The 24,750-nt window shown below is 63.9% G+C and carries 26 protein-coding genes; 4 read left to right on the top strand and 22 right to left on the bottom strand.

The features are described 5' to 3' along the window. The first annotated feature begins 25 nt into the window (after nucleotides 1–25). Nucleotides 26–940, top strand: coding sequence for a DMT family transporter (locus AC629_RS09460; RefSeq protein ID WP_084804532.1), 915 nt, complete (start codon nucleotides 26–28; stop codon nucleotides 938–940). On the opposite strand, the gene AC629_RS09455 is transcribed toward AC629_RS09460, so the two are convergent. The 16 genes from AC629_RS09455 to AC629_RS09380 form a co-directional block, all read right to left on the bottom strand. After that, nucleotides 919–1,974: a YeeE/YedE family protein gene (locus AC629_RS09455; RefSeq protein ID WP_084804530.1), complete on the bottom strand. Its 1,056-nt coding sequence runs from the start codon at nucleotides 1,972–1,974 to the stop codon at nucleotides 919–921. The genes AC629_RS09460 and AC629_RS09455 overlap by 22 nt on opposite strands. Nucleotides 1,975–2,087: 113 nt before the next feature. Beyond that, complete coding sequence (locus tag AC629_RS09450; RefSeq protein WP_084804528.1) at nucleotides 2,088–3,092, bottom strand: quinone oxidoreductase family protein; 1,005 nt, start codon at nucleotides 3,090–3,092, stop codon at nucleotides 2,088–2,090. Between the two features lie 51 nt (nucleotides 3,093–3,143). Continuing rightward, nucleotides 3,144–4,475, bottom strand: a complete 1,332-nt coding sequence (gene paaK, locus AC629_RS09445) for a phenylacetate--CoA ligase PaaK (protein WP_084804525.1) — start codon at nucleotides 4,473–4,475, stop codon at nucleotides 3,144–3,146. A 46-nt stretch (nucleotides 4,476–4,521) separates the two neighbouring features. Continuing rightward, on the bottom strand, nucleotides 4,522–4,971 hold the full coding sequence (paaI, locus tag AC629_RS09440) for a hydroxyphenylacetyl-CoA thioesterase PaaI (RefSeq protein ID WP_084804559.1): 450 nt from the start codon (nucleotides 4,969–4,971) through the stop codon (nucleotides 4,522–4,524). A gap of 101 nt (nucleotides 4,972–5,072) precedes the next feature. Then, nucleotides 5,073–6,155, bottom strand: coding sequence for a 1,2-phenylacetyl-CoA epoxidase subunit PaaE (paaE, locus tag AC629_RS09435; protein ID WP_084804523.1), 1,083 nt, complete (start codon nucleotides 6,153–6,155; stop codon nucleotides 5,073–5,075). Between the two features lie 2 nt (nucleotides 6,156–6,157). After that, the gene (gene paaD, locus AC629_RS09430) at nucleotides 6,158–6,661 is read right to left on the bottom strand and encodes a 1,2-phenylacetyl-CoA epoxidase subunit PaaD (RefSeq protein WP_084804521.1); all 504 of its coding nucleotides are present in this window, start codon (nucleotides 6,659–6,661) and stop codon (nucleotides 6,158–6,160) included. Then, nucleotides 6,655–7,431, bottom strand: coding sequence for a 1,2-phenylacetyl-CoA epoxidase subunit PaaC (paaC, locus tag AC629_RS09425; protein ID WP_084804519.1), 777 nt, complete (start codon nucleotides 7,429–7,431; stop codon nucleotides 6,655–6,657). Before paaC ends, paaD begins: the two co-directional genes overlap by 7 nt. Then, nucleotides 7,431–7,718, bottom strand: a complete 288-nt coding sequence (paaB, locus tag AC629_RS09420) for a 1,2-phenylacetyl-CoA epoxidase subunit PaaB (RefSeq protein WP_015687593.1) — start codon at nucleotides 7,716–7,718, stop codon at nucleotides 7,431–7,433. The genes paaC and paaB overlap by 1 nt, the downstream gene beginning before the upstream one ends. A gap of 10 nt (nucleotides 7,719–7,728) precedes the next feature. Further along, on the bottom strand, nucleotides 7,729–8,721 hold the full coding sequence (gene paaA / locus AC629_RS09415) for a 1,2-phenylacetyl-CoA epoxidase subunit PaaA (RefSeq protein WP_084804558.1): 993 nt from the start codon (nucleotides 8,719–8,721) through the stop codon (nucleotides 7,729–7,731). Nucleotides 8,722–8,797: 76 nt separating this feature from the next. Next, nucleotides 8,798–9,664 (bottom strand): phenylacetic acid degradation operon negative regulatory protein PaaX, encoded by an 867-nt coding sequence (paaX, locus tag AC629_RS09410; RefSeq protein WP_084804557.1) that lies wholly within the window; start codon nucleotides 9,662–9,664, stop codon nucleotides 8,798–8,800. A 201-nt stretch (nucleotides 9,665–9,865) separates the two neighbouring features. After that, nucleotides 9,866–10,636, bottom strand: coding sequence for an alpha/beta fold hydrolase (locus tag AC629_RS09405; RefSeq protein WP_084804517.1), 771 nt, complete (start codon nucleotides 10,634–10,636; stop codon nucleotides 9,866–9,868). Between the two features lie 199 nt (nucleotides 10,637–10,835). Continuing rightward, the gene (locus AC629_RS09400) at nucleotides 10,836–12,122 is read right to left on the bottom strand and encodes a DUF445 domain-containing protein (RefSeq protein ID WP_084804515.1); all 1,287 of its coding nucleotides are present in this window, start codon (nucleotides 12,120–12,122) and stop codon (nucleotides 10,836–10,838) included. Between the two features lie 225 nt (nucleotides 12,123–12,347). Continuing rightward, complete coding sequence (locus tag AC629_RS09395; RefSeq protein WP_084804512.1) at nucleotides 12,348–12,803, bottom strand: phasin; 456 nt, start codon at nucleotides 12,801–12,803, stop codon at nucleotides 12,348–12,350. 222 nt (nucleotides 12,804–13,025) lie between these two features. After that, entirely contained in the window at nucleotides 13,026–13,619 is a 594-nt protein-coding gene (locus AC629_RS09390) for a GNAT family N-acetyltransferase (RefSeq protein ID WP_084804510.1), read from the bottom strand. After that, a complete protein-coding gene (locus AC629_RS09385) occupies nucleotides 13,616–14,698 on the bottom strand; it encodes a PHA/PHB synthase family protein (protein ID WP_084804508.1) in 1,083 nt (360 codons plus the stop codon). The genes AC629_RS09390 and AC629_RS09385 overlap by 4 nt, the downstream gene beginning before the upstream one ends. Beyond that, entirely contained in the window at nucleotides 14,695–15,078 is a 384-nt protein-coding gene (locus tag AC629_RS09380) for a hypothetical protein (RefSeq protein ID WP_084804507.1), read from the bottom strand. Before AC629_RS09380 ends, AC629_RS09385 begins: the two co-directional genes overlap by 4 nt. A 169-nt stretch (nucleotides 15,079–15,247) precedes the next feature. Here AC629_RS09380 and AC629_RS09375 point away from each other — a divergent pair, with 169 nt between their 5' ends. Genes AC629_RS09375 through AC629_RS50490 form a run of 3 tightly spaced genes read left to right on the top strand, consistent with a single transcriptional unit; the run spans nucleotide 15,248 to nucleotide 16,625 of the window. Further along, the gene (locus AC629_RS09375; RefSeq protein WP_084804505.1) at nucleotides 15,248–16,162 is read left to right on the top strand and encodes an alpha/beta fold hydrolase; all 915 of its coding nucleotides are present in this window, start codon (nucleotides 15,248–15,250) and stop codon (nucleotides 16,160–16,162) included. Nucleotides 16,163–16,179: 17 nt separating this feature from the next. Continuing rightward, a complete protein-coding gene (locus AC629_RS48465; protein ID WP_245331770.1) occupies nucleotides 16,180–16,419 on the top strand; it encodes a hypothetical protein in 240 nt (79 codons plus the stop codon). Between the two features lie 14 nt (nucleotides 16,420–16,433). Then, the gene (locus AC629_RS50490; RefSeq protein ID WP_502693004.1) at nucleotides 16,434–16,625 is read left to right on the top strand and encodes an Imm63 family immunity protein; all 192 of its coding nucleotides are present in this window, start codon (nucleotides 16,434–16,436) and stop codon (nucleotides 16,623–16,625) included. 45 nt (nucleotides 16,626–16,670) lie between these two features. Here AC629_RS50490 and AC629_RS09365 read toward each other — a convergent pair whose 3' ends face one another. The 6 genes from AC629_RS09365 to AC629_RS09340 form a co-directional block, all read right to left on the bottom strand. Beyond that, nucleotides 16,671–17,345 (bottom strand): spermidine synthase, encoded by a 675-nt coding sequence (locus AC629_RS09365; protein ID WP_084804499.1) that lies wholly within the window; start codon nucleotides 17,343–17,345, stop codon nucleotides 16,671–16,673. Between the two features lie 125 nt (nucleotides 17,346–17,470). Further along, nucleotides 17,471–20,707: a bifunctional cytochrome P450/NADPH--P450 reductase gene (locus AC629_RS09360; protein ID WP_084804497.1), complete on the bottom strand. Its 3,237-nt coding sequence runs from the start codon at nucleotides 20,705–20,707 to the stop codon at nucleotides 17,471–17,473. A gap of 131 nt (nucleotides 20,708–20,838) precedes the next feature. Beyond that, nucleotides 20,839–21,834: an alpha/beta fold hydrolase gene (locus tag AC629_RS09355; RefSeq protein ID WP_084804556.1), complete on the bottom strand. Its 996-nt coding sequence runs from the start codon at nucleotides 21,832–21,834 to the stop codon at nucleotides 20,839–20,841. A gap of 22 nt (nucleotides 21,835–21,856) precedes the next feature. Further along, nucleotides 21,857–23,407, bottom strand: coding sequence for a WS/DGAT/MGAT family O-acyltransferase (locus tag AC629_RS09350; RefSeq protein WP_084804495.1), 1,551 nt, complete (start codon nucleotides 23,405–23,407; stop codon nucleotides 21,857–21,859). A 46-nt stretch (nucleotides 23,408–23,453) separates the two neighbouring features. Continuing rightward, nucleotides 23,454–24,254 carry an esterase/lipase family protein gene (locus AC629_RS09345; RefSeq protein ID WP_084804493.1) on the bottom strand — a complete coding sequence of 267 codons (801 nt, stop codon included), beginning with the start codon at nucleotides 24,252–24,254 and terminating at the stop codon, nucleotides 23,454–23,456. Then, nucleotides 24,254–24,508, bottom strand: a complete 255-nt coding sequence (locus tag AC629_RS09340) for a DUF6489 family protein (RefSeq protein WP_084804491.1) — start codon at nucleotides 24,506–24,508, stop codon at nucleotides 24,254–24,256. The genes AC629_RS09345 and AC629_RS09340 overlap by 1 nt, the downstream gene beginning before the upstream one ends. Between the last annotated feature and the right edge of the window lie 242 nt (nucleotides 24,509–24,750).

Genomic DNA, 24,750 nt, shown 5'->3' with positions numbered 1-24,750 from the left:
GACCGGACTGCTTCAAGGACCTCTGATGAACTCCCTGTCACCCCGAGCGGCCGTCGGCCTGTTCCTCATCGTCGTGCTGGCCTGGGGCGTGAACTGGTCGGTGACGAAGCAGCTCGTGCAGTTCGTCCCGCCGTTGTGGACTGCGGCGATCCGGAGCTGGATCGCGCTGGCCGGTCTCGCCGTGATCCTCGGACTGAGCAACAATCTGGTGATCCCGGAACGGCGCGACATTCCGGTCGTCCTGAGCGTGGCGCTGCTGCACATGACGCTGTTCTCGACCCTAGTCGCGGCCGGCCTGCGCTTCCTGCCCGCGAGCAAGGGCGTCGTGCTCGGCTACACCACGCCGCTCTGGGTCGCGATTGCCGCTCCCCTGCTCGGGAAGGACATGCTGACGGCGCCAAAGCTCGCCGGCGCCCTGCTCGGACTGATCGGCCTTGCCGTGATCCTGAACCCGGCGTCGGTGGACTGGACCAATGCAAGCGTCCTGCTCGGCGCCGGCATGGTGATCCTGGCCGCGATCTGCTGGGCCGCGAACATCATCTATATCCGCGCGCACCGCTGGATCGCCTCCCCGCTCCAGCTCCTGATCTGGCAGGTGCTGGTCGCCACGATCGTGTTGTCGGTCAGCGCGACAATCACGGACGGCCTGCCGCACGTGGAATGGTCGTGGAGGCTCGCATTACTGTTCCTGTACTCCGGACTGATCGGAACCGCGCTGGCCTATTGGGCGATGTCGATGGTCAACAAGAGCATCTCGGCGCTGACGACCTCACTCGGCACCACCGCAACGCCACTCGTCGGCATCGCCAGCGCTGCGATTCTGCTGGGCGAGCCGATCGACATCAGTCTTGCAGTTGCGGCCGGACTGATTGTCGCGGGTATCGGCCTTGCGACGCTCGGCGACCGGCTGCAGCGCGGTCAGAACATCGCGAGGGGCTGAACGCGCAGCGCACCGCGCAGGCCTGCCGTCGTTCCGAGCAGGATGCCGGCGACCGCAATGAACGAGCCTACCGCAAGCGTCGATACGCCCGTGAGCCCCTGCCCGATCGAACAACCGAATGCCATCACGCCGCCGATCCCCATTAGCGCCGCACCGCTGGCTGAGCGCAGCATGTGGCGTGGCGATGAATAACCTTCGAGATGGAAGCGACCGGTGGCAAGTGCGGTGACCAAGCTGCCGGCGAGGATACCGACAACCGTCGCGATGCCGAAATTCAGCGTCAGGCCGGTCGAGAGCATGGCGTATTGCAGCGCGTCGGCGATCGGCGCAATGAAGGTGAGCGAAGTCACCGGGACGGGATTGAAGTCGTCAGCACCGAGATAGCCGGTGACAAACCAGCCGGCGGCGACGAGGAGACCGACGATGACACCCGCAGCGATCTGGCCCGGCGAGCGGCGGAACGCCGGATGGGCAAAAGCAAACAGGACCAGCGCGACGACGGCCACGACAGCGGCCAACGCGCGCGAAACGACTTCGGAAGGTCCGAGCGATGCCAGCAGCGACGGCAGCGAATTGGCAATGACGGTGGTTTGGGAAGCCTGAACCAACGCAATACGTGCTGGTGCGATCAAGCCTTTGAGTGTCATCTGGGCGGCGATAGCGAGCACGATCACAACGACGAAGGAGCGGAGATTGCCACGACCGAGCAGCACCAGCGCGCGCGAGCCACAGCCGTTCGACAGCACCATGCCGTAACCGAACAGGAGGCCGCCGAGGAACAGCACCGGCACTGAAAAGGACTGTTGCAAATAGATCGACTTGCCGAGATCGACCGAGCCGCTGCCGGCGAGGAACTGGCTGGCGGCGATCGCAACCGCGACCGCCAGCGCATAGGTCCTCACCAACCGCCCATCACCCTTCGCAAGAATACCGCGCATGCTGCTCATCAGACAGAAACCGCTGAGCAGGCCAACGGCGCCGTAGACGAGGCCGATGACAAGGCCGGCGAGGATGACGAGTTGGGTGGATTCCATCGGTTGCTCTCAGACCTCTCGCCATTTTCTGTCATTGCGAGCGTAGCGAAGCAATCCAGACTGCCGTCGCGGAAAGACTCTGGATTGCTTCGCTGCGTTCGCAATGACGAGTTTCACGGCCGCAGGATCACCCTGTCGCGAGACGAGCTGGCGACGGCAACATAGGCCTCCCTGGCGCGCTCCAGCGGATAGACGGCATTCGCCTTGATCGGAAACGGTTTCAGATGACCGCTGGCAAAGCCGGGGCCGAGTTCGCGCAACACCGCACCGGTTGCAGCCGAGGACAGCCCGAGCGTGTCGATGCCAACATAGGTGTGCTGTCCCCGATAGAATTCGAGGATGTTGAACTGCACGATGCGGTCGATCGCGGCGATCAGGATCTGACGGCCACGCAAGGCGAGCGACTTGTGCGCGGCCTGGAAGTAGGGATCGCCGACCGTGTTGAAGACGATGTCGGCGCCCTTGCCGCCGGTCAATTCGCGCACGCGTTCCGCGACGTCGCTAGCGGAGGCGTCGATGACCTCGACGGGCGCGTTGGCATGGCCTTCATAGGCTTCCGCCTTGCGCACCACGCCGATCACGCGCGCACCCTGCCAGGTCGCGATCTGCACGGCGGCTTGGCCGACCTTGCCGTTGACGCCGAACACGAGCACCGTCTCGCCGGGCTTTGGAATGCCCGCGCGACGAAAGCCTTCCATCGCCGTGACGAAAGGCACGCCGATGCCGGCCGCCTCCTCCCACGACACCGTCTTCGGCTTCTCCACCACCGCGTCCGCCTCGACGACGAGATGGGTTGCGTGGCTGCCGTCGCGGCGGATGCCGAGATCGCCGGACGAGCCGAACACCTCGCGGCCCACCGTGCCGGCTGGGCCGTCGATCACCACACCGGCGTAATCGCGGCCAGGCGTGCGCGGGAACACGGCATAGGGCATCAGCCCGGTCGCGGCCTTGACATCGGATGGATTGACCGCCGCAGCCTTCACCTCGATCAGAAGGTCGTTCGGACCGCGCGTGAGGATATGGCGCTCGACAACCGGCGCAACCGCGGCAGCATTTTCGGCCTTGGCATTGAGGCGCACGCAGCGCGCTTCGACGGCTTTGGTATCGGTTGATGACATCGAAAGACCCACGATTTCTCGCGGGCCTTGTCGCCGTTACGGGTTGTCAAGTCAATCCTTCGGTCGCTTGTCGTAGAGCCGCTTGGCCTTGCCGAGCGAGCGCTCCAGGGTCGCCGGCGCGACCACCTGCACCTTGGAGCTGATGCCGATCGTATTCTTGATATGGGTTACGATCCGGTCGGCATGATCCACGAGCCCCCGACCGTCCCAGCTTTCCGGCCTTGCCTCGGCGATGATGGTCAGCTCGTCCATGCGGCCTTCGCGGGTCAGTTCCAGGATGAAGTGTCCGCCGCACCAGTCGGTCGCAAGCAGCACCTCCTCGATCTGGGTCGGGAACAGATTGACGCCGCGCAGGATGATCATGTCGTCGGAGCGGCCCGTCACCTTTTCCATCCGCCGCATGCCCGGCCGCGCCGTACCCGGCAGCAGCCGGGTCAGGTCGCGGGTGCGATAGCGGATCACCGGAAAACCTTCCTTGGTGAGCGAGGTGAAGACCAGTTCGCCCTTCTCCCCATCGGGCAGCACCGCGCCGGTCACGGGATCGATCACTTCGGGATAGAAATGGTCCTCCCAGATGTGCAGGCCGTCCTTGGTCTCGATGCACTCCTGCGCGACGCCAGGGCCGATCACTTCGGAGAGGCCGTAGATGTCGGTCGCGTCCATGTCGAAGGCATCCTCGATCTCACCTCGCATTGCATTGGTCCAGGGCTCGGCGCCGAAGATGCCGACCTTGAGCGAGCACTGGCGCGGATCGAGCTTCTGGCGCTTGAACTCATCGAGGATCGCCAGCATGTAGCTCGGCGTCACCGTGATGATGTCGGGCCGGAAATCGTTGATGAGCTGCACCTGCCGTTCGGTCATGCCGCCGGAGATCGGCACCACGGTGCAGCCGAGTTTTTCGGCGCCGTAGTGTACGCCGAGCCCGCCGGTGAAGAGACCATAACCATAGGCATTGTGGATGATCATGCCGGTGCGGCCGCCGGCCGCGCGGATCGAGCGCGCCATTACCTCCGACCAGGTGTCGATATCGCGTTGCGTGTAGCCCACAACGATCGGCTTGCCCGTCGTGCCGGAGGAGGCGTGCACGCGCACCAGCTTTTCGCGCGGCACGGCGAACATGTTGAAGGGATAGTTGTCGCGCAGATCCGTCTTCACCGTGAACGGAAATTTCGCGAGATCGGCGAGCTCGCGAAAATCGGACGGATGCACGCTGGCCTTGTCGAAGGCCTTGCGATAATGCGCGACGTTGTCATAGGCGTGCTTCAGCGACCAGGCTAGCCGTTGCGTCTGCAGCGCCATGATCTCATCGCGTGAGGCGCGCTCATGCGCATCCATCTCGGGACTATAGGCGTTGCCACCTTCCTTGAGCCTCGTCAGAGCCATCCTCGTTTCCCCACATCATTGGTTTGTTCTTTTCTTTATTGGCCTCTTATTGATCTTGCGGCGGCAGCCACGTGCCGGGAATGACACGCGAATGCCCGCGGAATTCCGCGATGACGGTGTCGCCCGCGGTGACGCGAACGTCATAGATCCCGGAGCGGCCGCCGCGGGTGATCTCCCTTGCCTTCGCAACGAGACGGTCGCCGAGCCTGCCCGGCTTGATGAAGGTGATCTGGCCCTGCGCGGCCACCACACGGTCATTGTGCGAGTTGCAGGCGAAAGCGAAGGCGGAATCGGCGAGCGTGAAGATGAAACCGCCATGGGCGATACGCTGGCCATTGACCATGTCCGGCCGCACCGTCATTGCGAGCGTTGCGAACCCCGGACCGACCTCGACGATCTCCATGCCGAGACCTTTGGAAGCATCGTCCTCCGCCCACATCGCCTCGGCGCAGGCGCGGGCAACGTCCTCAGGCGACAGGTCGGCTTTGACGTTCACGCGCTTCTCCCGGTCAAATATCTGCACATGATGTTCTGCTGGTTGGCTCAAGCTGTCAATTAATGCGACGCATTTGCATTGTTGGGATCTGATACGCCCGATCAGACATGGTCGTAGTCGACCACGACCCGCTCCGAAGATGGCTTCGCCTGGCAGGTCAGGACAAAGCCGGCCTTCAGCTCCCAGGGCTCCAGCGAATAGTTGATGTCCATCGGCGCCTCCCCCTCCACCAGCTTGGCGCGGCAGGTCGAGCACATGCCGCCCTTACAGGCGAAGGGCAGATCGACGCCGGCGCGCAGCGCAGCGTCGAGGATCGCCTCGTCCTCGGCGACCGGCACCTCACGGCGCTTGCCGTCGATGATCAGCGAGGCGATCGCCTTCGGCGGAGCGTCGGGAGCAACTTCCTTCTTCGGCCGCGGCTTGCCGCCAAACTCGGAGACAAAGCGCTCGACATGGATGCGCTCCTCCGCGATGCCGAGACTGCGGCACGTCGCCTCGATGTCCTCGCTCATGCCTGAGGGGCCGCAGATGAAGACGTGATCGACGCTGGCGGCCGGCACCAGCGAGCGCAACAGCACCCTCACCTTGTCGCCGTCGAGCCGGCCATGCAGAATCGGGATGTCCTGCTCCTCGCCGGAGATGACATGAAAGATCGAGAGGCGATCGATGAAGCGATCCTTCAGCTCCTCTAGCGCCTCGAGGAACATGATGTTGTCCGTCGATCGGTTGCCATAGAACAGGAAAAAGCGGCTATCCGGCCCGCGCGCGAGCGTGCCCTTGACGATCGACAGGATCGGCGTGATGCCGGAGCCCGCGGCAAAGCCGACGTGGATGCGCCCGGCATCATCAGGGGGAACCACGCCAAAGCGCCCTGTCGGCGTCATCACGTCGAGCTCGTCGCCGCATTTGAGTTCATCCGCCGCCCAGTTAGAAAACGCGCCGCCGTCGACCTTCTTCACGGCGATGCGGATCTCGCCGTCATCAGGGCCGGAGCAGATCGAATAGGAGCGGCGCACTTCCTCGCCATCCAGCGTGGTGCGGAGCGTCAGGTACTGACCGGGCGCGAAGGCGTAGTCGCCGGCGAGTTCGCCGGGGATGGCGAAGGTCATCGAAACGGCATCGGATGCCTCGCGGCGGAGATCGTTGACAGCGAGACGATGGAAACGTGGTGCGGCTGCTGACATGGTCAATGACACTTGAAATAATCGAAGGGTTCGCGGCAGGCCTTGCAGCGCCAGAGCGCCTTGCAGGAGGTTGAGCCGAATTCAGACAAGAGCTCGGTATTTTCCGAGCCGCATTGCGGGCACGTGACGGCCTGCTCGCCGAACAGCGCGCGCCGTGAGTTTGAAGCTTGCGGCGGCGCGATGCCGTAGGCGCGCAGCTTCCGGCGTCCCTCCTCGCTCATCCAGTCCGTCGTCCAGGCCGGCGACAGCACGGTGCGGACCTTTGGACGATGGAATCCTGCGCGCTCCAACGCGACCTCGATTTCGAGCGCGATCATGTTCATGGCCGGGCAGCCCGAATACGTCGGGGTGATCGCAACCTCGACATGATCGCCGTCGAGAACGACATCGCGAAGCACACCGAGATCGCCAATGGTCAAGACCGGAATTTCGGGATCGACCACGCCCGCCGCGGCGTCCCAGGCGCGCCGGCGCAGCTGACTATCGCGGTCGAGCACCGTCACCATGTCTGCCCCGGGAAGGTGCGCTGCATCGATTGCAGCTCGGACAGAAGATGGCCGAGATGCTCGCTGTGCCGGCCCGCGCGGCCGCCCTGCTGCATCCAGTCGTTCTGCGGCAGCACCAGCGCTGCTTCGCCGACGACATCCGAGAGCGTCGTCAGCCAGCGACCGCGCAGGGTCGCGGGATCGATGGCGATACCGGCATGGATCAGGGCGCGCTCGCCTTCATCGACGGCGAACATCTCACCGGTGAAGGCCCAGAGGTGATCGATTGCAGCCTGCGCGCGGGCATGGCTTTCGTCCGTGCCATCACCTAGCCGGATGATCCATTCCGAGGCATGGCGCAGATGATAGGCGCTCTCCTTCTCCGACTTGGCGGCGATGGCAGCGAGCGTCGTGTCGCGCGACGTCATCATCGCACGCCAGTACAGGTCGGCGAAGGCGGAATAGAAGAACTGCCGCACCAGGGTCTGGGCAAAGTCGCCGTTGGGCTGCTCGACCAGCAGCAGGTTGCGGTACTGCCTGACATCGCGCAAGTAAGCGAGCTTGTCCTCGTCGTTATCCTTGCCTTCGGCCTTGGCGGCATAGGTGTAGAGCTCGCGGGCCTGACCGATGAGGTCGAGCGCGATGTTGGAGAGCGCCATGTCCTCTTCCAGCATCGGCGCATGCCCACACCATTCCGACAGCCTGTGGCCGAGGATCAGCGCATCGTCGGCACGGCGCAGCGCGTAGAGCACCAGCAGCGTTTCGGAGACCTGGATGTTGGCGACGGGCATCACATGTGCCCCACTTCCTCGGGCACCTCGTAGAAGGTCGGGTGCCGATAGATCTTCGATTCCGCCGGCTCGAACATCATGCCCTTTTCGGCGGGATCGCTCGCGGTGATCGCGCTCGACGGCACGACCCAGATCGACAGGCCCTCGCCGCGGCGGGTATAGATGTCGCGCGCGGCTTGCAGGGCCATGGTGGCGTCGCTCGCATGCAGCGAGCCGACGTGCTTGTGCGCAAGCCCGTTTCGGCTGCGAATGAAGACTTCCCACAGCGGCGTGTTCGGCGTGGCCATCGTGATCTCCCTATTCCGCGGCTTGTGCGGTCTGACGCTGCGCGCGCTTTGCGGCATAGGCGGCTGCCGCCTCGCGCACCCAGGCGCCCTCCGCGTGGGCCTTGCGGCGCGCGGCCATGCGGTCGCGGTTGCACGGACCGTTGCCGGCGAGCACCTGCTTGAATTCGGTCCAGTCGATCTCGCTGTAACGCCAGTGCCCGTCGGCATCCTGCGTCATGCCGGGATCGGGGATAGTGAGGCCGAGATATTGCGCCTGCGGCACGGTGGCATCGACGAACTTCTGGCGCAGTTCGTCATTGGAGAAGCGCTTGATCTTCCACCTCGTCGAGGTGTCGCTGTGCTGGCTCGTGGCATCGGGCGGACCGAACATCATCAGGACCGGCCACCACCAGCGGTTCAGCGCATCCTGCGCCGTCGCCTTCTGCTCGTCCGAGCCGCGGCACAAGGTCAGCATGATCTCGTAACCCTGGCGCTGGTGGAACGATTCCTCCTTGCAGACGCGGATCATCGCGCGCGCATAGGGACCGTAGGAGCAGCGGCACAGCGGGATCTGATTCATGATCGCAGCGCCGTCGACGAGCCAGCCGATGGTGCCGATATCCGCCCAGGTCAGCGTCGGATAGTTGAAGATCGAGGAATACTTGGCCTTGCCCGCGAGCATGGCGTCGACCAGCTCCTCGCGCGATGAGCCGAGCGTCTCGGCGGCGGCATAGAGATAGAGCCCGTGGCCGCACTCGTCCTGCACCTTCGCGAGCAGCGCCGCCTTGCGGCGCAGCGTGGGTGCGCGCGTGATCCAATTGCCTTCGGGCAGCATGCCGACGATTTCGGAATGGGCGTGCTGGGAGATCTGGCGGGTCAGCGTCTTGCGATAGGCCGCCGGCATCCAGTCGTTCGGCTCGATGCGTTCCTCGGCATCGATGCGGACCTGGAACTGCGCAGCTCTAGCCGCGTCCTCGAGGCCGCGGTCGTCCGCCTCGGCCGTGTTCAGCGCCTGGGTATACATGCGCATCCTCCCATTTTATTGGGAGGCAATATATAACAAAAATTACTTCATGCAAGATATTTCTGTAACATAAAAATCAGGCCTCAAACCTCCTCTCCAGGAGCTTCCTTGCCGGCGGCAGCGGTCCCTTCTCGTTGGTTCCATGGCCATCAAGCCATTGTTCGGACGGGACGAGCAGCGCGCGATAGATCTCGCCGCAGAGGTCCCGCGCCGCCCTGCCCGGCCAATCCGCCGGCAGCAGGCTTTCGGGCAACAGCGGATCGCGCAGCACGACGCGGCGGTAATAGTGGATCAGGAGGATGCGAGCGGTGAAGGCGTCGGCTTCAGACAGCTCCGTGCCGCGCGCGATCGCGGCGCGGAGCGGCTCGAACGTCTTCATGAATTTCAGATAGGCGCCCGCGGTGCGGTCCAGAGGCCAGCTCGCGCTGAGCAGACGGCGGCCACTGGCATCTTCCGCCGAGATTTCGAGACGGATCGCGCCAGCGGCCTCGTCCGGCACCGGCACGCCCGACGGCGCGACCCAGACGCCGGGCAGCGGACTGCCGAAGCCGGCGTTGCGCAGCGCCTCGCGCGAGGCGTCGCGATCCTCGCCATTGCCGATCAGGAGCAGCTCAAAGCGACCGGTCCAGTCGGATGGCGGCGGATCGTAGATGTGGCGCGTCGCGGCCTCGAAGGTCTCGTGGCCCTTTTCGGCGAGGCGATAAAAGCTGTTGCGACCGACCTTTTCGCGCGTCAGCCAGCCATCGGCTGCGAGGCGCGACATCGCGGTACGGACGACGCCGCTGTCGATATCCAGGCTTTCGAAAAATTCCAGCAGCGTGCCGAGCCACACCGAACCGCCACGCGGCACGATGGCATCGCCGAACACGGTGATGACGATGGAGCCCGTACGCGACGGTTCACGCTTGAGCTGGTCGATGATGCGGGAGAGCGGATGCGCCATGCGCGAGGCATAGCGCGTTTGGTGCGGGCGCGACAATGGACGGGAGCGACAATGGAGGCGAGAGGCGGGCTCGATCCTTCGAGACGGCGCTTCGCGCCTCCTCAGGATGAGGTCTAATCGCGTTCGCGCGGCATCACCTACTGTCAATCCTCATGGTGAGGAGCGCGGCAAAGCCGCGCGTCTCGAACCATGCAGGCCTGCTCACCGGTGCGGATCGGGATACGCGAGGCTGCGCCAGCCACTGCGATCGAACGGCCGCCACTGGCCTTCCTTCTGCGCGAGGCGGTCGGCAACCGCATAGACGACGGCGGGATGATGGCCCATGCCGCAATGGCTGCTCTCGACCTCGATGCTCTCGGTCTGCGCTCCCGTTTTCTCCATGCAGCCCTGCCAGGCGCAAACGCCGTCGGTGCGGCTGAAGATGGCGGTGGTCGGCACCGGCGGCGGGGCGGCGAGCTCGCCGCCGAACTGCGGATCGACCTCGTCGGACTTCCGCCCGCTCGCCCATTCGTAGACGCGCCAGGCATTGGTCGAACGAGGGTCGCCCGCGAAGGGGCTGCCGAGCGTGATCACCTGACGCACGCGCTCCGGCATCATCTTGGCGAGCTGGCGCGCATAGAGGCCGCCGAGGCTCCAGCCGACCAGGCTGATCTTGCGGCCGTGCCTGTCGTTGAGCTCCTCGACCAGATCGACCATCGCATGCTGCACGCTCGGACGAAGGCCATAATTGCGGCCCTGGCGCCAGCCGCTTACCGCGTAGCCCTTGCCCGACAGAAACGTGCGCAGCGCGCGCGTGGACGCATCGGAGGCCACGAGGCCGGGCAGCACCAGCACCGGATGCCCGTCACCGCGCGGCGCGAGGCTGAGCAGCGGGAGCGCGCCGAGGAATGCGCCGAACTCGTGGATCGCACGCCCCTCCAGGAACATCAGGGTACGGGATGGCGGGCGCAGCGTCTGGGCAGTTGCGGTCATCAATGTTTCCCCTGGCAAGAATTCCTGGAAAGGCCGCCGGCGCGTGCCGGCAAATGGGCATGAGTCCAATACGCCGGCTTCTTGAACGTTCCGCAGCGCAACATGAATCAGCTAGGCGGCCGACTCCCGACATTCAAGCGGGAGAGACGCGCAGCGACAATAGGCCCGCGCGCTAATGCCAGCGTCCGTGACGCAAAAGTCACAGCAATCGGAGCAGGAGCTCGACGGAGTACAACGCGAGCCCGGCGAGGCCGCCGATCAGCGAACCGTTGAAGCGGATGTATTGCAGGTCGCGCCCGATGTTGATTTCGATCAGCGAGATCAGCTGCGCCATATCCCACGCCTTGACCTGATCGGAGATGAAGGTCGAGACGCCGCTCTTCTGGTCGGCGACAAAGCTGCGCAGCACCGTCACCAGACCCTTGTTGATCTCGCCGCGCAACTCGGCATCGCCGGCAAGCGCTTCGCCTGCGGCGACGAACATGCCGGCGAGATGATGCTGCAGCACCTGCGTCTCGCCGGAGGCGCTACGCTCGATGAAGGAGCGCGTGTTGGCCCAGACTGTGCGGGCGAGATCGGCGAGCTCAGGCCGTGCCAGCAGATCGCGCTTCAGGCCGTCGATGCGGTCGATATAGGCCTGGTCGGTGCCGAGCCGGTCGACGAAGCCCAGCACCATGCGGTCGAACTCGCCGCGGAACGGATGCTTGGGATCGCCGCGCACCTCCTCGAAGAAGGCGGTGGCAGACGCCACGATCTTGTTCACCAGAAACTTGTCGGCGCGATAGAGCCTGAGCAGGGTCGGCAACTCCGCGCGCACCTTCTCGCGGATCATCGCCATCGTCTCCTTCTGCTTCAGCGTGTCGTGTATCACGCGCAGGAAATCATCGAACAGGATCTGATGCCGTCCCTCGGCCACGAAGCCGCGCAGCGTGCCGGCCGCGAGCGGTGCGAGGTCGATCGACTGGAGCTGCGAGGACATGCGACGGATGATGAAGGTCATCAGGCCGGAGCTTTCGGTCGCAGAGACGGCCTCCGGCAGCAAGCGCAGCGCGAAGCGCGCAAGGTCATCGCTACGCTTGCGGTCGCGCAGCCAGTCCGCGACGAAGGAGCCGAAATCGATCTCCTTCAGTTTGGCCTCGACGGGACCCGCATCGAGGAAATGCACCTGGATGAATTCGCCGAGCTTGTCCGCGATGCGGGCCTGGTTGCTCTGGATGATGGCAGTGTGCGGGATCGGCAGGCCGAGCGGCCGCTTGAACAGCGCGACCACGGCATACCAGTCGGCGAGCCCGCCAATGGTTGCAGCTTCCGCAAAGGCAGCGATGAAGCCGAACACGGGATGCACGGGGAGAAGCCATTTCGCGACGATGAACAGCAGAAGCGTCGAGGCCAGCACCAGTGTCGCCAGCGCCTTGACGCGGCGTAGTTCGGCCGCGCGTTCGGCATCGCCGGGGGTGTCGAAGGAGAAGGTGGCAGGCGGAGTCATGGCTGAGGCCTAACGTGTCAGTCTCCGCGTGTCCCGGACGCGGTGCAGCGTGCAACGATGCACCGCAGAGCCGGGACCCAGCAAGCATCCGGCGCCGGATGGACCCCGGATCAGCAGTGCACCACGCCGCAAGAGCGGCGCGCTGCACACATCCGGGGAACGCAAGAGAAAAACAAAGGCCCGCCGAAGCGGGCCTCAAACTCAGTTTCTCGTCTCAGCGCCAGATCAGGCGGTCTTGGTGTAGACCTTGGCGAAGTTGTCCTGAGCAGACTTCGCGCCGTTGGCAGCGAGCTTGCCGAGATAGTCGGCGGTCGCCTTGGCGCGCGAGACGAATACTTCGCCGCGGGCGCGGAGTAGGCCCGATTGGATCTCGACGGCTTCGCTGATCGACTTGGCCGAAGCGAGCTTGTCGATGCCAGAGAAGAACGCCTCAGCGTCCTCGTAGATCGCCTGCTGGATGTTGCGGCTGATCTTGCCGGCCTCGGCGACGGATTCGGTCACCGCGTTCTCGACGGCGGCGGTCACGCGCTCGGAGCCTGCGAAAGCCTCGGCAGCACGGTCCTTGGCGGTATTGGCGGTCTTCTTGACGAACTCGCGAGCAGCCTCGGGAACTTCCAGATTTTGGATGTTCTTGAAAGCGTCCTTGAAGCCGTCGAAAGCAGTGTTCGTTTCAGTGGTCACAGGGGTCTCTCCATCCTCATTGGTTTGAGCTATGGGCTCACCCCGTCCGCATTGGCCCGGGGCACGTCCTATATGGCACAGTTAATTGTGCGGCGCAACATTCATGTTGCGACGCAATATCACGAAATCGTGAAAAATCTTAACGAGAGGCAATCTGCTGCCTCCCTCATCGTTCAGGTTCCCTGACACCGTGGGCCGGATACCTAGCGCTGGACGGCGCTCTTAGTGCTGGACGGCGCCTGGCAACCCATAGGCTTCCATCTGGGCCTGGACCTGCGCGATGTTGTGCCCGAGCACGACTATGTCGTGGGTCTTGCCATCGACGTCCCGGACGTGGTCCCGCAGCAGCGCCTCGGCCTTGAAGCCAAGGCTTTCGAACAGGGCGATCGCTGCCTGCTGGTCGACCGTCATCTGGACCGAGAGCTTTTCCAGGCCGGCGCCAAGCGCGAGCGCAAAGGTCTCCTGCGACAGCGCCTTCCCTACCCCCTTCCCGCGGACGTCGGGTGACACAACCATCCGGATCTCGCCGACATGCGGCGACCAGGAATGCGGATCGCGCACCAGCGTGCCGCAGCCGACGACCTTGCCATCTCTCACCGCGAGCAGGCTCCTGATCGCGCCGCGCTCGATCTCCTTGACCCAGGCCGAGAGCACCTTCGGCTCGCTGATATTGCGCGGCAGAAACAGGAGATCATGGGACGGCAGGCTTTTGCCGAAGGCAAGCACCGCGGCCTCGTCCGCGGGTGACATCAGGCGGATCTCGATGTCACCGGCGTCCGTGCTGACGTGACGCGGATAGGAACGCTGTTCGCTCATGTCGATCTCTTCCCCAGCCAGGAGTCCAGTTTCGGCCACAGCCGTTTCACCGCGTTGGCGCCGGCGACGAGCGAGACGTGGCCGCCCTTCAGCATCACCTCTTCCTTGTCCTCGGATCCGATCTTCGCGATCAGATGCTTTGCCGCGTCATAGGGCACGATGTGATCGTGCTCGGCGACCGCATGCAGGATCGGCACCTTGATGTTCTCGAGCCTCGCTGCGCGGCCACCGACCGACATGGTGTCGTTGAACAGCTTGTTGTCCCACATCAGGTCCTTGGTGATGGTGCGGAAATATTCACCGGCCAGCGGCAGCGTATCGGTCGCCCAGCGGTCGAACATGCGGTACGACTTGACGAACTCGTCGTTCCAGATGTTTTCCCAGAGCTGGATCTGGCTCACCGTACGCGAGGCCGGGCGCAGCATCTCGAACGACGACAAGATCATCTCCGGCGGCACGTTGCCGACGCTGTCGACAAGGCGGTCGACGTCGAAATAGCGTCGGTCGGAGAAATTCGAGAACAGCTTCATCTCTCGGAAATCGATCGGCGTGGTGAAGCAGATCAAATTCTTCATTGGCCCGTCCTTGAAGATCGAGCCGTAGAGCAGCGACAGCACGCCACCGAAGCAATAACCGATGACGGAGACGTCCTTCTCGCCGGAATCCTGTTGCACGCGACGGACGCAATCCGGAATGAAGTCGAGGACATAATCCTCCATGCGCAGGCTCTTCTCCTCCGGCCGCGGCGCGCTCCAGTCGAGCATGTAGACGTCGTAGCCGCGCCTCAGCAGAAACTCGATGAAGCTCTGGCCAGGCACGAGATCGAGAATGTAGCCGCGGTTGGTGGTCGCCATCACGATCAGAACCGGCACGCGGTAGATCTCGTCCGACATCGGCCGATAGTGATAGAGGCTCATCGTGCCGCGCGAATGCAGCACGTCCTTCGGCGTCGAGCCGAGCGTCGGACCGGAGGTCGAAAAATATTCGACGCCCTTGATGCTGCGCTGGATTGCGCGCTGCACCTCGGACTGGATGCGCTCCGGGATAGATGCGAAATCAAGTCCCGTCGGCGCGTTCATTTTTGCTCTCCGCTTTCGGAGGGCGGACGCTTCGTCCGTGGCGGCCGCGGCGCACCGTCGGAGCCTTGCGATATGCCAGAGCTTGCCGCCATCTGGCTGAGCATCGACTTCATCTCGCCGATCTGGGCCTCAATGGACTGCAGCCGCTCCGCAAGACCCGTCACCTGTTCGCGGCTCGGTAGGTTCATCGCGACGAGGTACTTCTCCATGAGCTCGCCCAGCTGCTTCTGAGCACCTGCAGCAACTCCTCCCGCACGGTTCATCGCTTGTGAAAACTCGGGCGATGACATGGCCTGGTTGGCAAAGGAGTTGAACCCCTTCTCCATCTCGCCAATCATCTTCTGCCACGTGGCGACCGGGTCGTTGATCTTGTCGGTCATCGGCGTCCTCCGGATGTCGAGAGCTGCGATGCCCTTCTTTTTTCGCCATACCACACCGTTGCGCCGTGCCGGTCAACCGGCAAGCAGCGGATGGGATGTCGCGTACACGGCTTCATTGCGACCGGAAACCGTGCGATACAGCATTCGTCAGCAGCAAGGGAACGCAGCCGTGATCGCCCATCAGCCGCCCCAGACAGTCCGCGCCAATGGCATCGACATCTGTTACGAGATCTTCGGCAACGACAATGCCGAGCCGCTGCTGCTGATCATGGGGCTCGGAGCGCAGATGATCCATTGGGACGATGCGTTCTGCGAGCAGCTCGCCGTGCACGGCTTTCGCGTGATCCGTTTCGACAATCGCGACATCGGCAAATCGAGCCATCTGACAGGCGGCAAACGATTGACGCCACTCGAGCTGTTGAAGCTGCGCTTCCTCAGGATTCCCGTTGCGGCGACTTACAAGCTGATCGACATGGCCAAGGATACAGTCGGCCTGATGGATGCACTGGGCATCAAGTCGGCGCATCTGGTCGGCGCCTCCATGGGCGGCATGATCGCGCAGGAGGTGACGCTGTCGTTTCCCGAGCGCGTGCGCTCGCTCACCTCGATCATGTCGACGACGGGCAATCCGCGCGTGCCGCCGCCGACACGTGAGGCTTCCGCGATGCTGATGGCGCCGCCGCCACGCAGCAAGGAAGAATTCATCTTCCGCTTCGGCGAGACCTGGAAGGTGTTGCGCGCGGGGTCTTTTCCGGAAGAGGAAGCGCTCGACCCTGATCGCGCCGAGCGCGTGTTCGCGCGCGGGCTCAATCCGGCCGGCGTCGGCCGGCAGCTCCGCGCTGTGCTTGCCTCCGGCAGCCGCAAGGAACGACTGCATGGCGTGAAGACGCCAACGCTGGTGATCCACGGCACGGTCGATCCCCTGGTCCATCCCGAAGGCGGCAAGGACACGGCAGCATCCATCCCCGGCGCAAAGCTGCTGATGATCGAGGGCATGGGCCACGCCCTGCCGATGCGCTTCTGGCCGGAAATTATCGGCGCCATCGACAAGCACGTGCGCGGCGCGGCGGCGCAGGCGGCGTGAGCGTGGGCCGATTGCGCATGAAGACCTTGCAGGAAGTCGAATCCGACGTCGCCGCGCTGGCAACCCGGGTCGGAGCAAATCGGAACGAGCTACCGACCTACGGCCACTCTCGCGACCTTGGATATCCGCATGTCGAGATCGATGCCAGCAGCTATCACTATGTGGTCGTCGAGCGCGGCCAGGAACTCGATCGCCAGTCGACCGTCGACTATGGCGACTGCTTTATTGGATATTCAAGGATGTCACTCACAGCCTAGCATTCTCGTACGAGTTGACCCATCGCGTTGAAGACCAGGACTGCCGCCGCATAGCCTTTCCACGACAGATCGAGCTTATGGGGCGCCTTGGTGCGGACATGGGCAAGCGCCTTGAACACGAGATTACTGATATTCTCATACGTTCGCCTTACGATGACGAGCCAACCAAAGCCGTCAATCGGATGCGGAAAGACAGCAAAACATAGCCAGACCACGCGAAGAGCAGTAAGGGCGGGCCGAGAGAATGCGGCCTAGCTCTTCCTCGCGATCCAGATCACATGGCGCGCGCCACCGCCTCTGCCGGTGGCGCGGACGTTGACTTCGTTGACATCAAAACCTGCGCTGCCAAGACGCTTGGTGAATGCCGGGTTGGGCCCCGACGACCAGACAGCCAGCACGCCGCCCGGCCGCAGCGCCGCCTTCGCCGCTTTCAACCCGCTCGCGTTGTAGAGCGCGTCATTACCCTTCCGGGTCAGCCCTTCCGGCCCGTTGTCAACGTCGAGGAGAATGGCATCGAAGGCCGAGCGCTGCGCCCGGATGATTTCGCCAACGTCAGTCTCCCGAATACTCACCCTGGGGTCATCGAGACTGTCGCCAAAGACCTCCGCCATCGGTCCGTGCGCCCAGCTGACCACCGCCGGCACGAGCTCTGAGACCACGATCTTTGCCTTGCTTCCGAGCACCGCGAGCGCCGCACGCAGCGTAAACCCCATACCCAGTCCGCCGATGAGGACGGCCGGCTTGGCGACCTTCTCGATCTGTTTCGCGGCAAGCGTCGCGAGCGCGGCTTCCGAGCCGGACAGGCGGCTGTTCATCAGCTCGTTGGTGCCGAGCTTGATGGAAAACTCCTTGCCGCGCCGCATCAGGCGGAGCTCGCTGTCGGAGCCGGGAATCCGGGCGGTATCGATCTTTTCCCAGGGAATCATGGGAGAGCTTTAGCACGATCGCAAATCGTAGGGTGGGTTAGCCGAAGGCGTAACCCACCGCTTTGCTCGCCGCCTGTCGCGAAGATGGTGGGTTACGCTTCGCTAACCCACCCTACGGTCTGAAGCTAGCCGCCCGCCCAGACGTCCAGCACGTAGCGGTTCTTCGCGCCCATCCCCTCGATCCAGCGCGCACCGGCGGCAGCATCGCTGCCGCTCTTCTCGCGACGGATCGCGACGAGGGCCGCCTTCACGTCGGGCTCCATTTTTCCGCCGTCGCCGCAGACATAGATGATCGCACCCTGCTCGACCAGCGGCCAGAGCTTGTCCTTCTGTGCGGCCAGGACATGCTGCACATAGGTCTTCGGCCCGTCCGCGCGCGAGAATGCCGTGAAAAGCTCGGTGATGCCGCTTGCCGCCAGCGCCTTCAGCTCGTCCGCGTAGAGAAAATCCTGGTCGGGATGGCGGCAGCCGAAGAACAGCATGGCCGGGCCGAGGACAGCCCCTTTCGCTTTGCGCGCGGCGCGCTCCTGGAGGAAACCGCGGAACGGCGCGAGTCCCGTGCCCGGGCCGATCATGATAATCGGCACGGATGGATCATCCGGGAGTCGGAAGCCTGCCTTGGTCTCACGCACCGTTGCGTGGATCGCATCGCCGGCACGCCGGTTGGCGAGATAGTTCGAGCAAATGCCCTTGTAGGTGCCGCGGCCCGAAGCAGCCGGCCCTTCGACCACGCCGACCGTGATGCTGCAGCGAGTTGGATCGACCGACGGCGAGGACGAGATCGAGTAATAGCGCGGCGCCAGCAGCGAGAGCATCTCCAGATAGACGTGGAACGGCAGTTCGCAGGCCGGATATTCGAGCAGCAAGTCGAACACCGATTTGCGCCTGGCTAAAACCTCGGTCCGATAGCGCTCGAGCGGCTCGGCCTCTTCTCCGACGAAGGCCAGCAGCTCCGGCTTGGTGATCGGGCAGCGGGTGTGCTCGGCCATGATCTGGATCTGCTTCCGTGTCGCCACCTGCTGCAACTCGACGAATTCGCTGAGCAGGCGGCCGACCGATACGGCCTCGCCGACCGGCAGCTGCGCGCGACGGCCTTCGGCGACCTGAAGCCTGATCTGGTCGGCGGGCAGGAAGCCGAAGCGGCGGGCAACCGAGTCCACCAGCGTCGGATCGTTGCGCGGGACGACGCTCAGATGATCGCCAACACGGTAGGCGATGCTGGACGGCAGCTGCACTTCAATATGGCGCGTCGAGCGCTCCGACGGATTGGACCCGCTCCTGTTCTGAAGTTCGTCATTGATCAGCACCTTCATCGCCACCGCGCCGCCCTGGGCCACGATGGTGTTGACGGCGGTCACCGCCACCGGCTCGATCGCGTAGAGCGGATCATCCTCCGCAGTGCGGGTGAAATTCCAGTCGATGCCGAATTCCTTGGTTGCGACCTGTGCGGCGGCCGGGAACCATTTCTGGAACTGGTCATCGAGATCGCCGCGCGCGTCCCCTTCCCCGCGCGGATAGACCGCGCGCGCACCATGCGCCGACAATTGCTCGTCGATGAAACGCGGCACCGATTGATAGGTCGCGGCCCAGTCGCTGTTGCCGCAGCCGAACACAGCATAGCGCACATTGGCAAAGGCATCCTTCGGCAAGTCGCCGCCGAGCCATTTGACGAACTGCGTCGCATTGTCTGGCGGCGCGCCGTTATAGGAGGCGCAGATGATCAGCACACCGCCCTCTTGCGGCAGCTTGCCGACGTAGTCGTCGAGCGGCCCGAGCTGCACGGCAAAGCCGTTGATTTCCGCAAGGTCCGCCATGCGCGTCGCAAGCTCCTCGGCGGTCCCGAGATTGGAGCCGTAAAGCACCAGCATCGGCGTATTGTGCCCGGGACGCGTCGTCGGCTGGCGCGGCGCCTTGGGCGCCGAAGCCGCCGCAGCAATAGGCCCGCCATAGGCGCCGCGCTCGCGATCAGCGCGCGGACGAACCCTGATCTTGAAGCCTTCCGGCTTCATGGTCAGCGTCTCCTTCAGATGCATCTGGTAACGCTGGTGATCGATCAGCCTGAAGCGCTGCAGGATCATGCCGAGCGCGAGCGCCGCCTCGTGCATGGCAAAGCCGCGGCCGATGCAGGCGCGCTGACCGTTGCCGAACGGCTTCCAGGCATTGACCGGCCGCTTGGCCTCCTCCTCACGGCTGAAATTCTCGGGGTCGAAGGCGTCGGGGTTCGGGCCCCAGACAGAGGGATCGCGATGCAGCGCCGTCACCAGGATCGTGGTGAACGTGCCTTTCCTGAGCTTGTACTTGCCGCCGCCGATGATCTCGTCCTGCAGCGGCGAGATGCCATAGGCGGGCGCCGGCGGCCACAGCCGCAGCGCCTCTTTCAGGATCTGCGTGATGTAGGTGAGCTGCGTCACCTGCTGGTAGGTCGGCTTCGCATTGACGTCATGGCCGAAGACGCGGTCGACCTCGTCATAGGCCTTCTTGAGGATATCCGGATGCTTCAGCAGCGCGTAGATCGTGTACGACAGCAATCCGCTGGTGGTCTCGTGACCCGCGATCAGAAACGTGTTGATCTGGTAGCGGATGTTGACGTCGTCGAGTTGCTCTCCGGTCGAGCGATCAACCCCGGTCATCATCGCAGCCAGCATGTCCTTCTTGTCGTCGACCCCCTCCGCGCTCTTGCGGCGCTCGGCGATGATCTCGTCGACCATCTTGTTCATGAAGGCGACGTCCTCGGCGAGCGTCTTGCGCCGCTTCTGCATCCACAGCTGCTCGAACGGCAGGCCGCGTGTCATCATGATGGTTTCGAGCGAGCGCACCAGCGACTCGACGAAGGGATGGTAGTCGCGCCGGTAGAAGGAGTTGAAGCGGTAGTCGAAACCGCACAGGCCGATCGTGTCCAGCGTCAGCGCGGTCATGTCGTGGACGACGTCGATCTCCTCGTCGGCGTTGAGGCGCTCCCATTTCTTCACAAGCTGATCAGCGATGTCGACCATGCTCGGATGGTAGGACTGCATGGCCCGATTGCCGAAGGGCTGGAGCAGGATGTTGTGCGCCTTGCTCCAGTTCGGTTCCCTGGTATCGGCCGTGAACAGGCCGTCACCGCCGACCGCGCGCACGCGCCGCAGCGCGCCGCGCACCGTCTTGTCGAAGCGCTTCTCGTCGGAGAGCTCGTCAACGAGATCGTGGCCCGACACGACGACGATCGGCGAGCCCATCATGTCGAGCCAGAAGATCGGACCGAGCTCCTTGGCCAGCCGCGTCAGGTGCTGCACGGGGGCGGCCGAGTCCAGCGACAGCATGTTGCCGACCACTGGCTTGGTCAGCGGCTGCGGAATCGGGTCCAGACGGTTCTTGGACGACATCGAAAGCGCTTCCCCCTGATCGCGTCATTCCGGGGCGATGCGCAGCATCGAACCCGGAATCTCGAGGTTCCGGATCTGGTCCTTCGGACCATCCCGGAACGACGTTGCCAACTACACTGACGACCGCGTCGTCATCCAAACCGCCTTCTACGCCACTCGATCAGCTTGGCGCTGACTTCTTGCGGCTTCTCCTGCTGCGTCCAATGGCCGCTGTCCCTTACCAGGTATTTCTCCAGATCGGCGACCAGCTTCTCCATGCCGTCGGCCGCCGAAGGCGGCAGCACGGCATCGTTCTCGGCCATGATCATCAATGACGGGACATGGATGTGGTGGTCGAGGCCTTTCGACTGCTCCCAGTTGCGGGTGAAATTCCGATACCAGTTGATGCCGCCGGTGAAGCCGGTCTTCGTAAAGGTGTCGACAAACACCTTCTTCTCCTCGGCCGACAGGATCGGCGTGCGCGGATCGTGCCCAGCATCATAGTTCGCAATCATCTGCGGAAACGCCAGGTTGATCCGCGGCGAGGCGCCGATGCCGGCAATCGGCTGTTCCGCCGGTGTGCCCTCGGGGCGCGCCACGGGCTTGCGCATGAAGGCATCGAAGGTCTGCTCGACGCGGCTGCCGAAGATCTTGTCCGGCTCACGCGCAGGATCCTGGAATTGCACGACGTACATCTGGTCACCGAAGCGCTGACGGAACAGCGCGATCGGATCGATCGGCGCGCGGTCCCAATGCGGCGTGTTGACGCCGACGACACCGGCGACGCGCGTGGGATGACGCAGCGGCATCTGCCAGACGACGAAGCCGCCCCAGTCGTGGCCGACGAAGATCGCCTGGTCGATCCCGAGATGATCGAGCAGACCGACCAGATCGCCAGTTAAATGCTCCATGTCATAGGCTTCGACCGGCTCCGGCCGGTCGGACGCACCATAGCCGCGCTGGTCGGGCGCGATCACCCGGATCCCGGCATCGCTCAACGCCTTGATCTGGTGGCGCCAGGAAAATGCGAGCTCGGGCCAGCCATGGCACAGCACCATCGGCGGGGTGTCGGTGACCGGGCCCGCCTCGTAATACCCCATGCGGATTCTGTTCGTCTGCGCGAACTTGAGCGGCGGCATTTCAATCATCATGAGAATCCTGGCAAATTCCCTATTCAGCCGCGCCCTTGATATCGGCCGCCGGCGGCGCGTAGGCTGCTTCCAGCGCTGCAAACTCCTCCGGCAGCATGTCGCACATCACCTGCACGTGCGGAATGATGTTTGCGCCGACGATGAAACCGAAATCGAGCTGGTCGCGATAGCTCTGCACGGTGATGTTGAGCGCCTGCCCGTGCGTCGAGATCGACACCGGGAAGATATGCAGCAGTTCCGCGCCGGCAGCATAGAGCGTCTGCCGCGGCCCCGGCACGTTGGACACCGTAATGTTGGCGGCCGGCGGCAGCACATCCGACAGGTTGGAGCGGCTGTAGAGCAAGGCCAGGATCTGGACCATGATCGGCGCGCCCAGCATCGAGATGTTGGAAACCTGGGGCATCAAGGCACGCAATGGATGCGACATCTCCTTGGACTTGGTCGATTGCGCGATGATGGCTTCCAGACGCGCCTTGGGGTCCGCGATGTTGGTCGCGATCGCGCAGATCATGCCGAACACCTGATTGTTGGCTTCGGTGTTGCCCTCCTCGCGCAACGAGATCGGCACCGCTGCGGTCAGTGATTTCGCCGGCAGCGAACCATATTGCTGAAGGTAACGCCGGACCACGCCCGAGGCGAGCGCCAGCACCACGTCGTTGAGCTTGCCGCCAGCCTGCTTCGCCAGCGCCTTGGATCGCGACAGCGAGATCGATACGCCGGCAAAGCTCCGCTCCGACGAGATCGTCTTGTTGAGCATGGTCGGTGGCGACATCATGCTGGCGAGGCTTTCCCGCGACTTCGGATCGGAGACCTTGCCGAGAACGTCGGACATGCTCTTGAGCACGGTCGGGATGTTGCCGGCAAAGCGCACCGCGCTCTCGATCTGGTACATCGCATTGTCAAACAGGATCGAGCCGATGTCGCTCTTGCCGGTGCGCGGCAGTTGCAGGTTCTTTGCGGCGGCCGAAGCGTCGAGCGGCTGGCTGAAGAGTTGCTGATAGGAATCGAGCAAGTTCGCCGCGATGTCGCGCGGCTCCTGTCCAGGCTTGGTACCACCGACCGGCGGATCGACCTGCCGCGGGATCGGCGAGATATCGTAGATCATGCTGGTCAGCGCCGCACCGGCGCCGCCGTCGATGGCGGCATGGTGCATCTTGGAATAGAGCCCGACCTCGTTGTCCTTCATGCCCTCGAACACATAGAACTCCCACAACGGGCGAGCGCGATTCAAGAGCTTGGCATGCATCCAGCCGACGATGCGCTCGAGCGTGGCGCGGTCGCGCGGCTGCGGCAGGCTGGCACGGAAGATGTGGCGGTCGATGTCGAACTGGTCGTCCTCGACCCAGGAGGGATGGTCGATGTCGAGCGGCGCCTTCTCCAGCCGCGCTTTCAGGATCGGCGCGATGTGCAGGCGCGAGACAATCATCGCCTTGAAGTCTTCGAAGAAGTCGCCCTTGTAGTCGTCGGGGAGGCGAAAGATCGCCATGCTGCCGACATGCATCGGCATTTCCGGCGTTTCCAGATAGAGAAACGACGCGTCCAGCGACGACAGCTTCTTCCCGTCAGCCATGGTTCCCTCCGCTCATATCGACGGGCGCCTTGGCCGGCACTTCTCGTCAGGCCGATACTGCCTGTTCGGGCGGGGCATATGCAATGGCAAACGGCCCTGCCCGGTCAAACGGCCAGAACTCACCCTCCGGCTGCGCCAGGCGGTCCGCCACCGCCCACAGCGCCGCGGGGTTCACACCGAGCCCGACGTGGCTCGCCAGGTAAACCTCGACGTTCTCGGCACGGTCCGAGGGACGTAACAGACAGGTCCGCCAGTTCACGATACCGTCGGCGCGCGAATAGATCGACGTCGCCGGGACCGGCAGATCACCGGCGATCGCCTTGCGCAGTTCGGCAAGATCCTCGACCCGCTCGCCGGACAGCGCCTCGTAGAGCTGCGTGGCGTTGGTCGCCCGCACGTCGTTGGCGAAAGGGCTGCCGAGCGTGACAACGTAGCGGACCATCTCGGGCGCCTGGAGCGCGAGATCGCGGGCATAGACGCCGCCAAGGCTCCAGCCGACCAGGCTGACCTTGCGCCCGGTCGCGGCATGGATCTCGGCGAGACGGGCATGCAAGGCCTCCCGCATCCGCCCCAGCCCGCCGATGTTGCGGCCCATCCGCCAAGCCTGCGCATCATAGCCGAGTTCGCTCAGATAGCGCCGCATCGGCGCCATCGAGAGATCGCTTGCAAGAAAGCCCGGCAGCGCCAGCACCGGATGGCCATCGCCCCTGGGCGCGCGCATCAGGACGGGCGACAGCAGCAAGCTCGCATTGAGTTCGAACAGCCCACGGGCCTCGGCAAGCAGCAGGCCAAGACCCGGCGGACGAAGCTTGCCTGACGCCTGCGATCCGTCCGGCCTCGATGGCATTACTTCTTGTCGCCGCTGCGCGTGCCGCCGAGGCCGGCCATTGCGACGAACATGTCCTGAAACCGCTCGGCGAGCTTCGGATCGAAGGTGAACCAGCTCTGGATCAGCGATTCCGGCGAGATCTTCTCGATGTTGCTTAAGACCTGCTGCTGCAGCTTGTCCATCACCGCCGTCTGCATCGGTGCCACGTCAGGCAAACCAAAGAACTGGCGGGCTTCGAGGGGGGTACAGTCGATTTCGATGTTAACTTTCATGTCCCCTCCAGGTGAGATTCGAGCGGCCTGTCGCAGTATCGCCGCGACACGGTGGGCAACGCAAGCGACCTGAGGGAGGCGACCGGGCTCCGGCTTCGGCGATCGGCAGGTATGGTCAATCAAATTAGCGCGGATGGCCGCTACGCCGGCGGGCGGGATTGTCCATCCCCCCGCACCGGAGGCTTCGCAAGCCCAAAGTCGAATATCACCCGTGAACCTTTCGCCCCAGATTGCCGGTCAGC

The organism is Bradyrhizobium sp. NAS80.1, from assembly GCF_001908205.1.
Lineage (GTDB): Bacteria > Pseudomonadota > Alphaproteobacteria > Rhizobiales > Xanthobacteraceae > Bradyrhizobium.
This window is presented reverse-complemented; position numbering and strand designations above follow the sequence as displayed.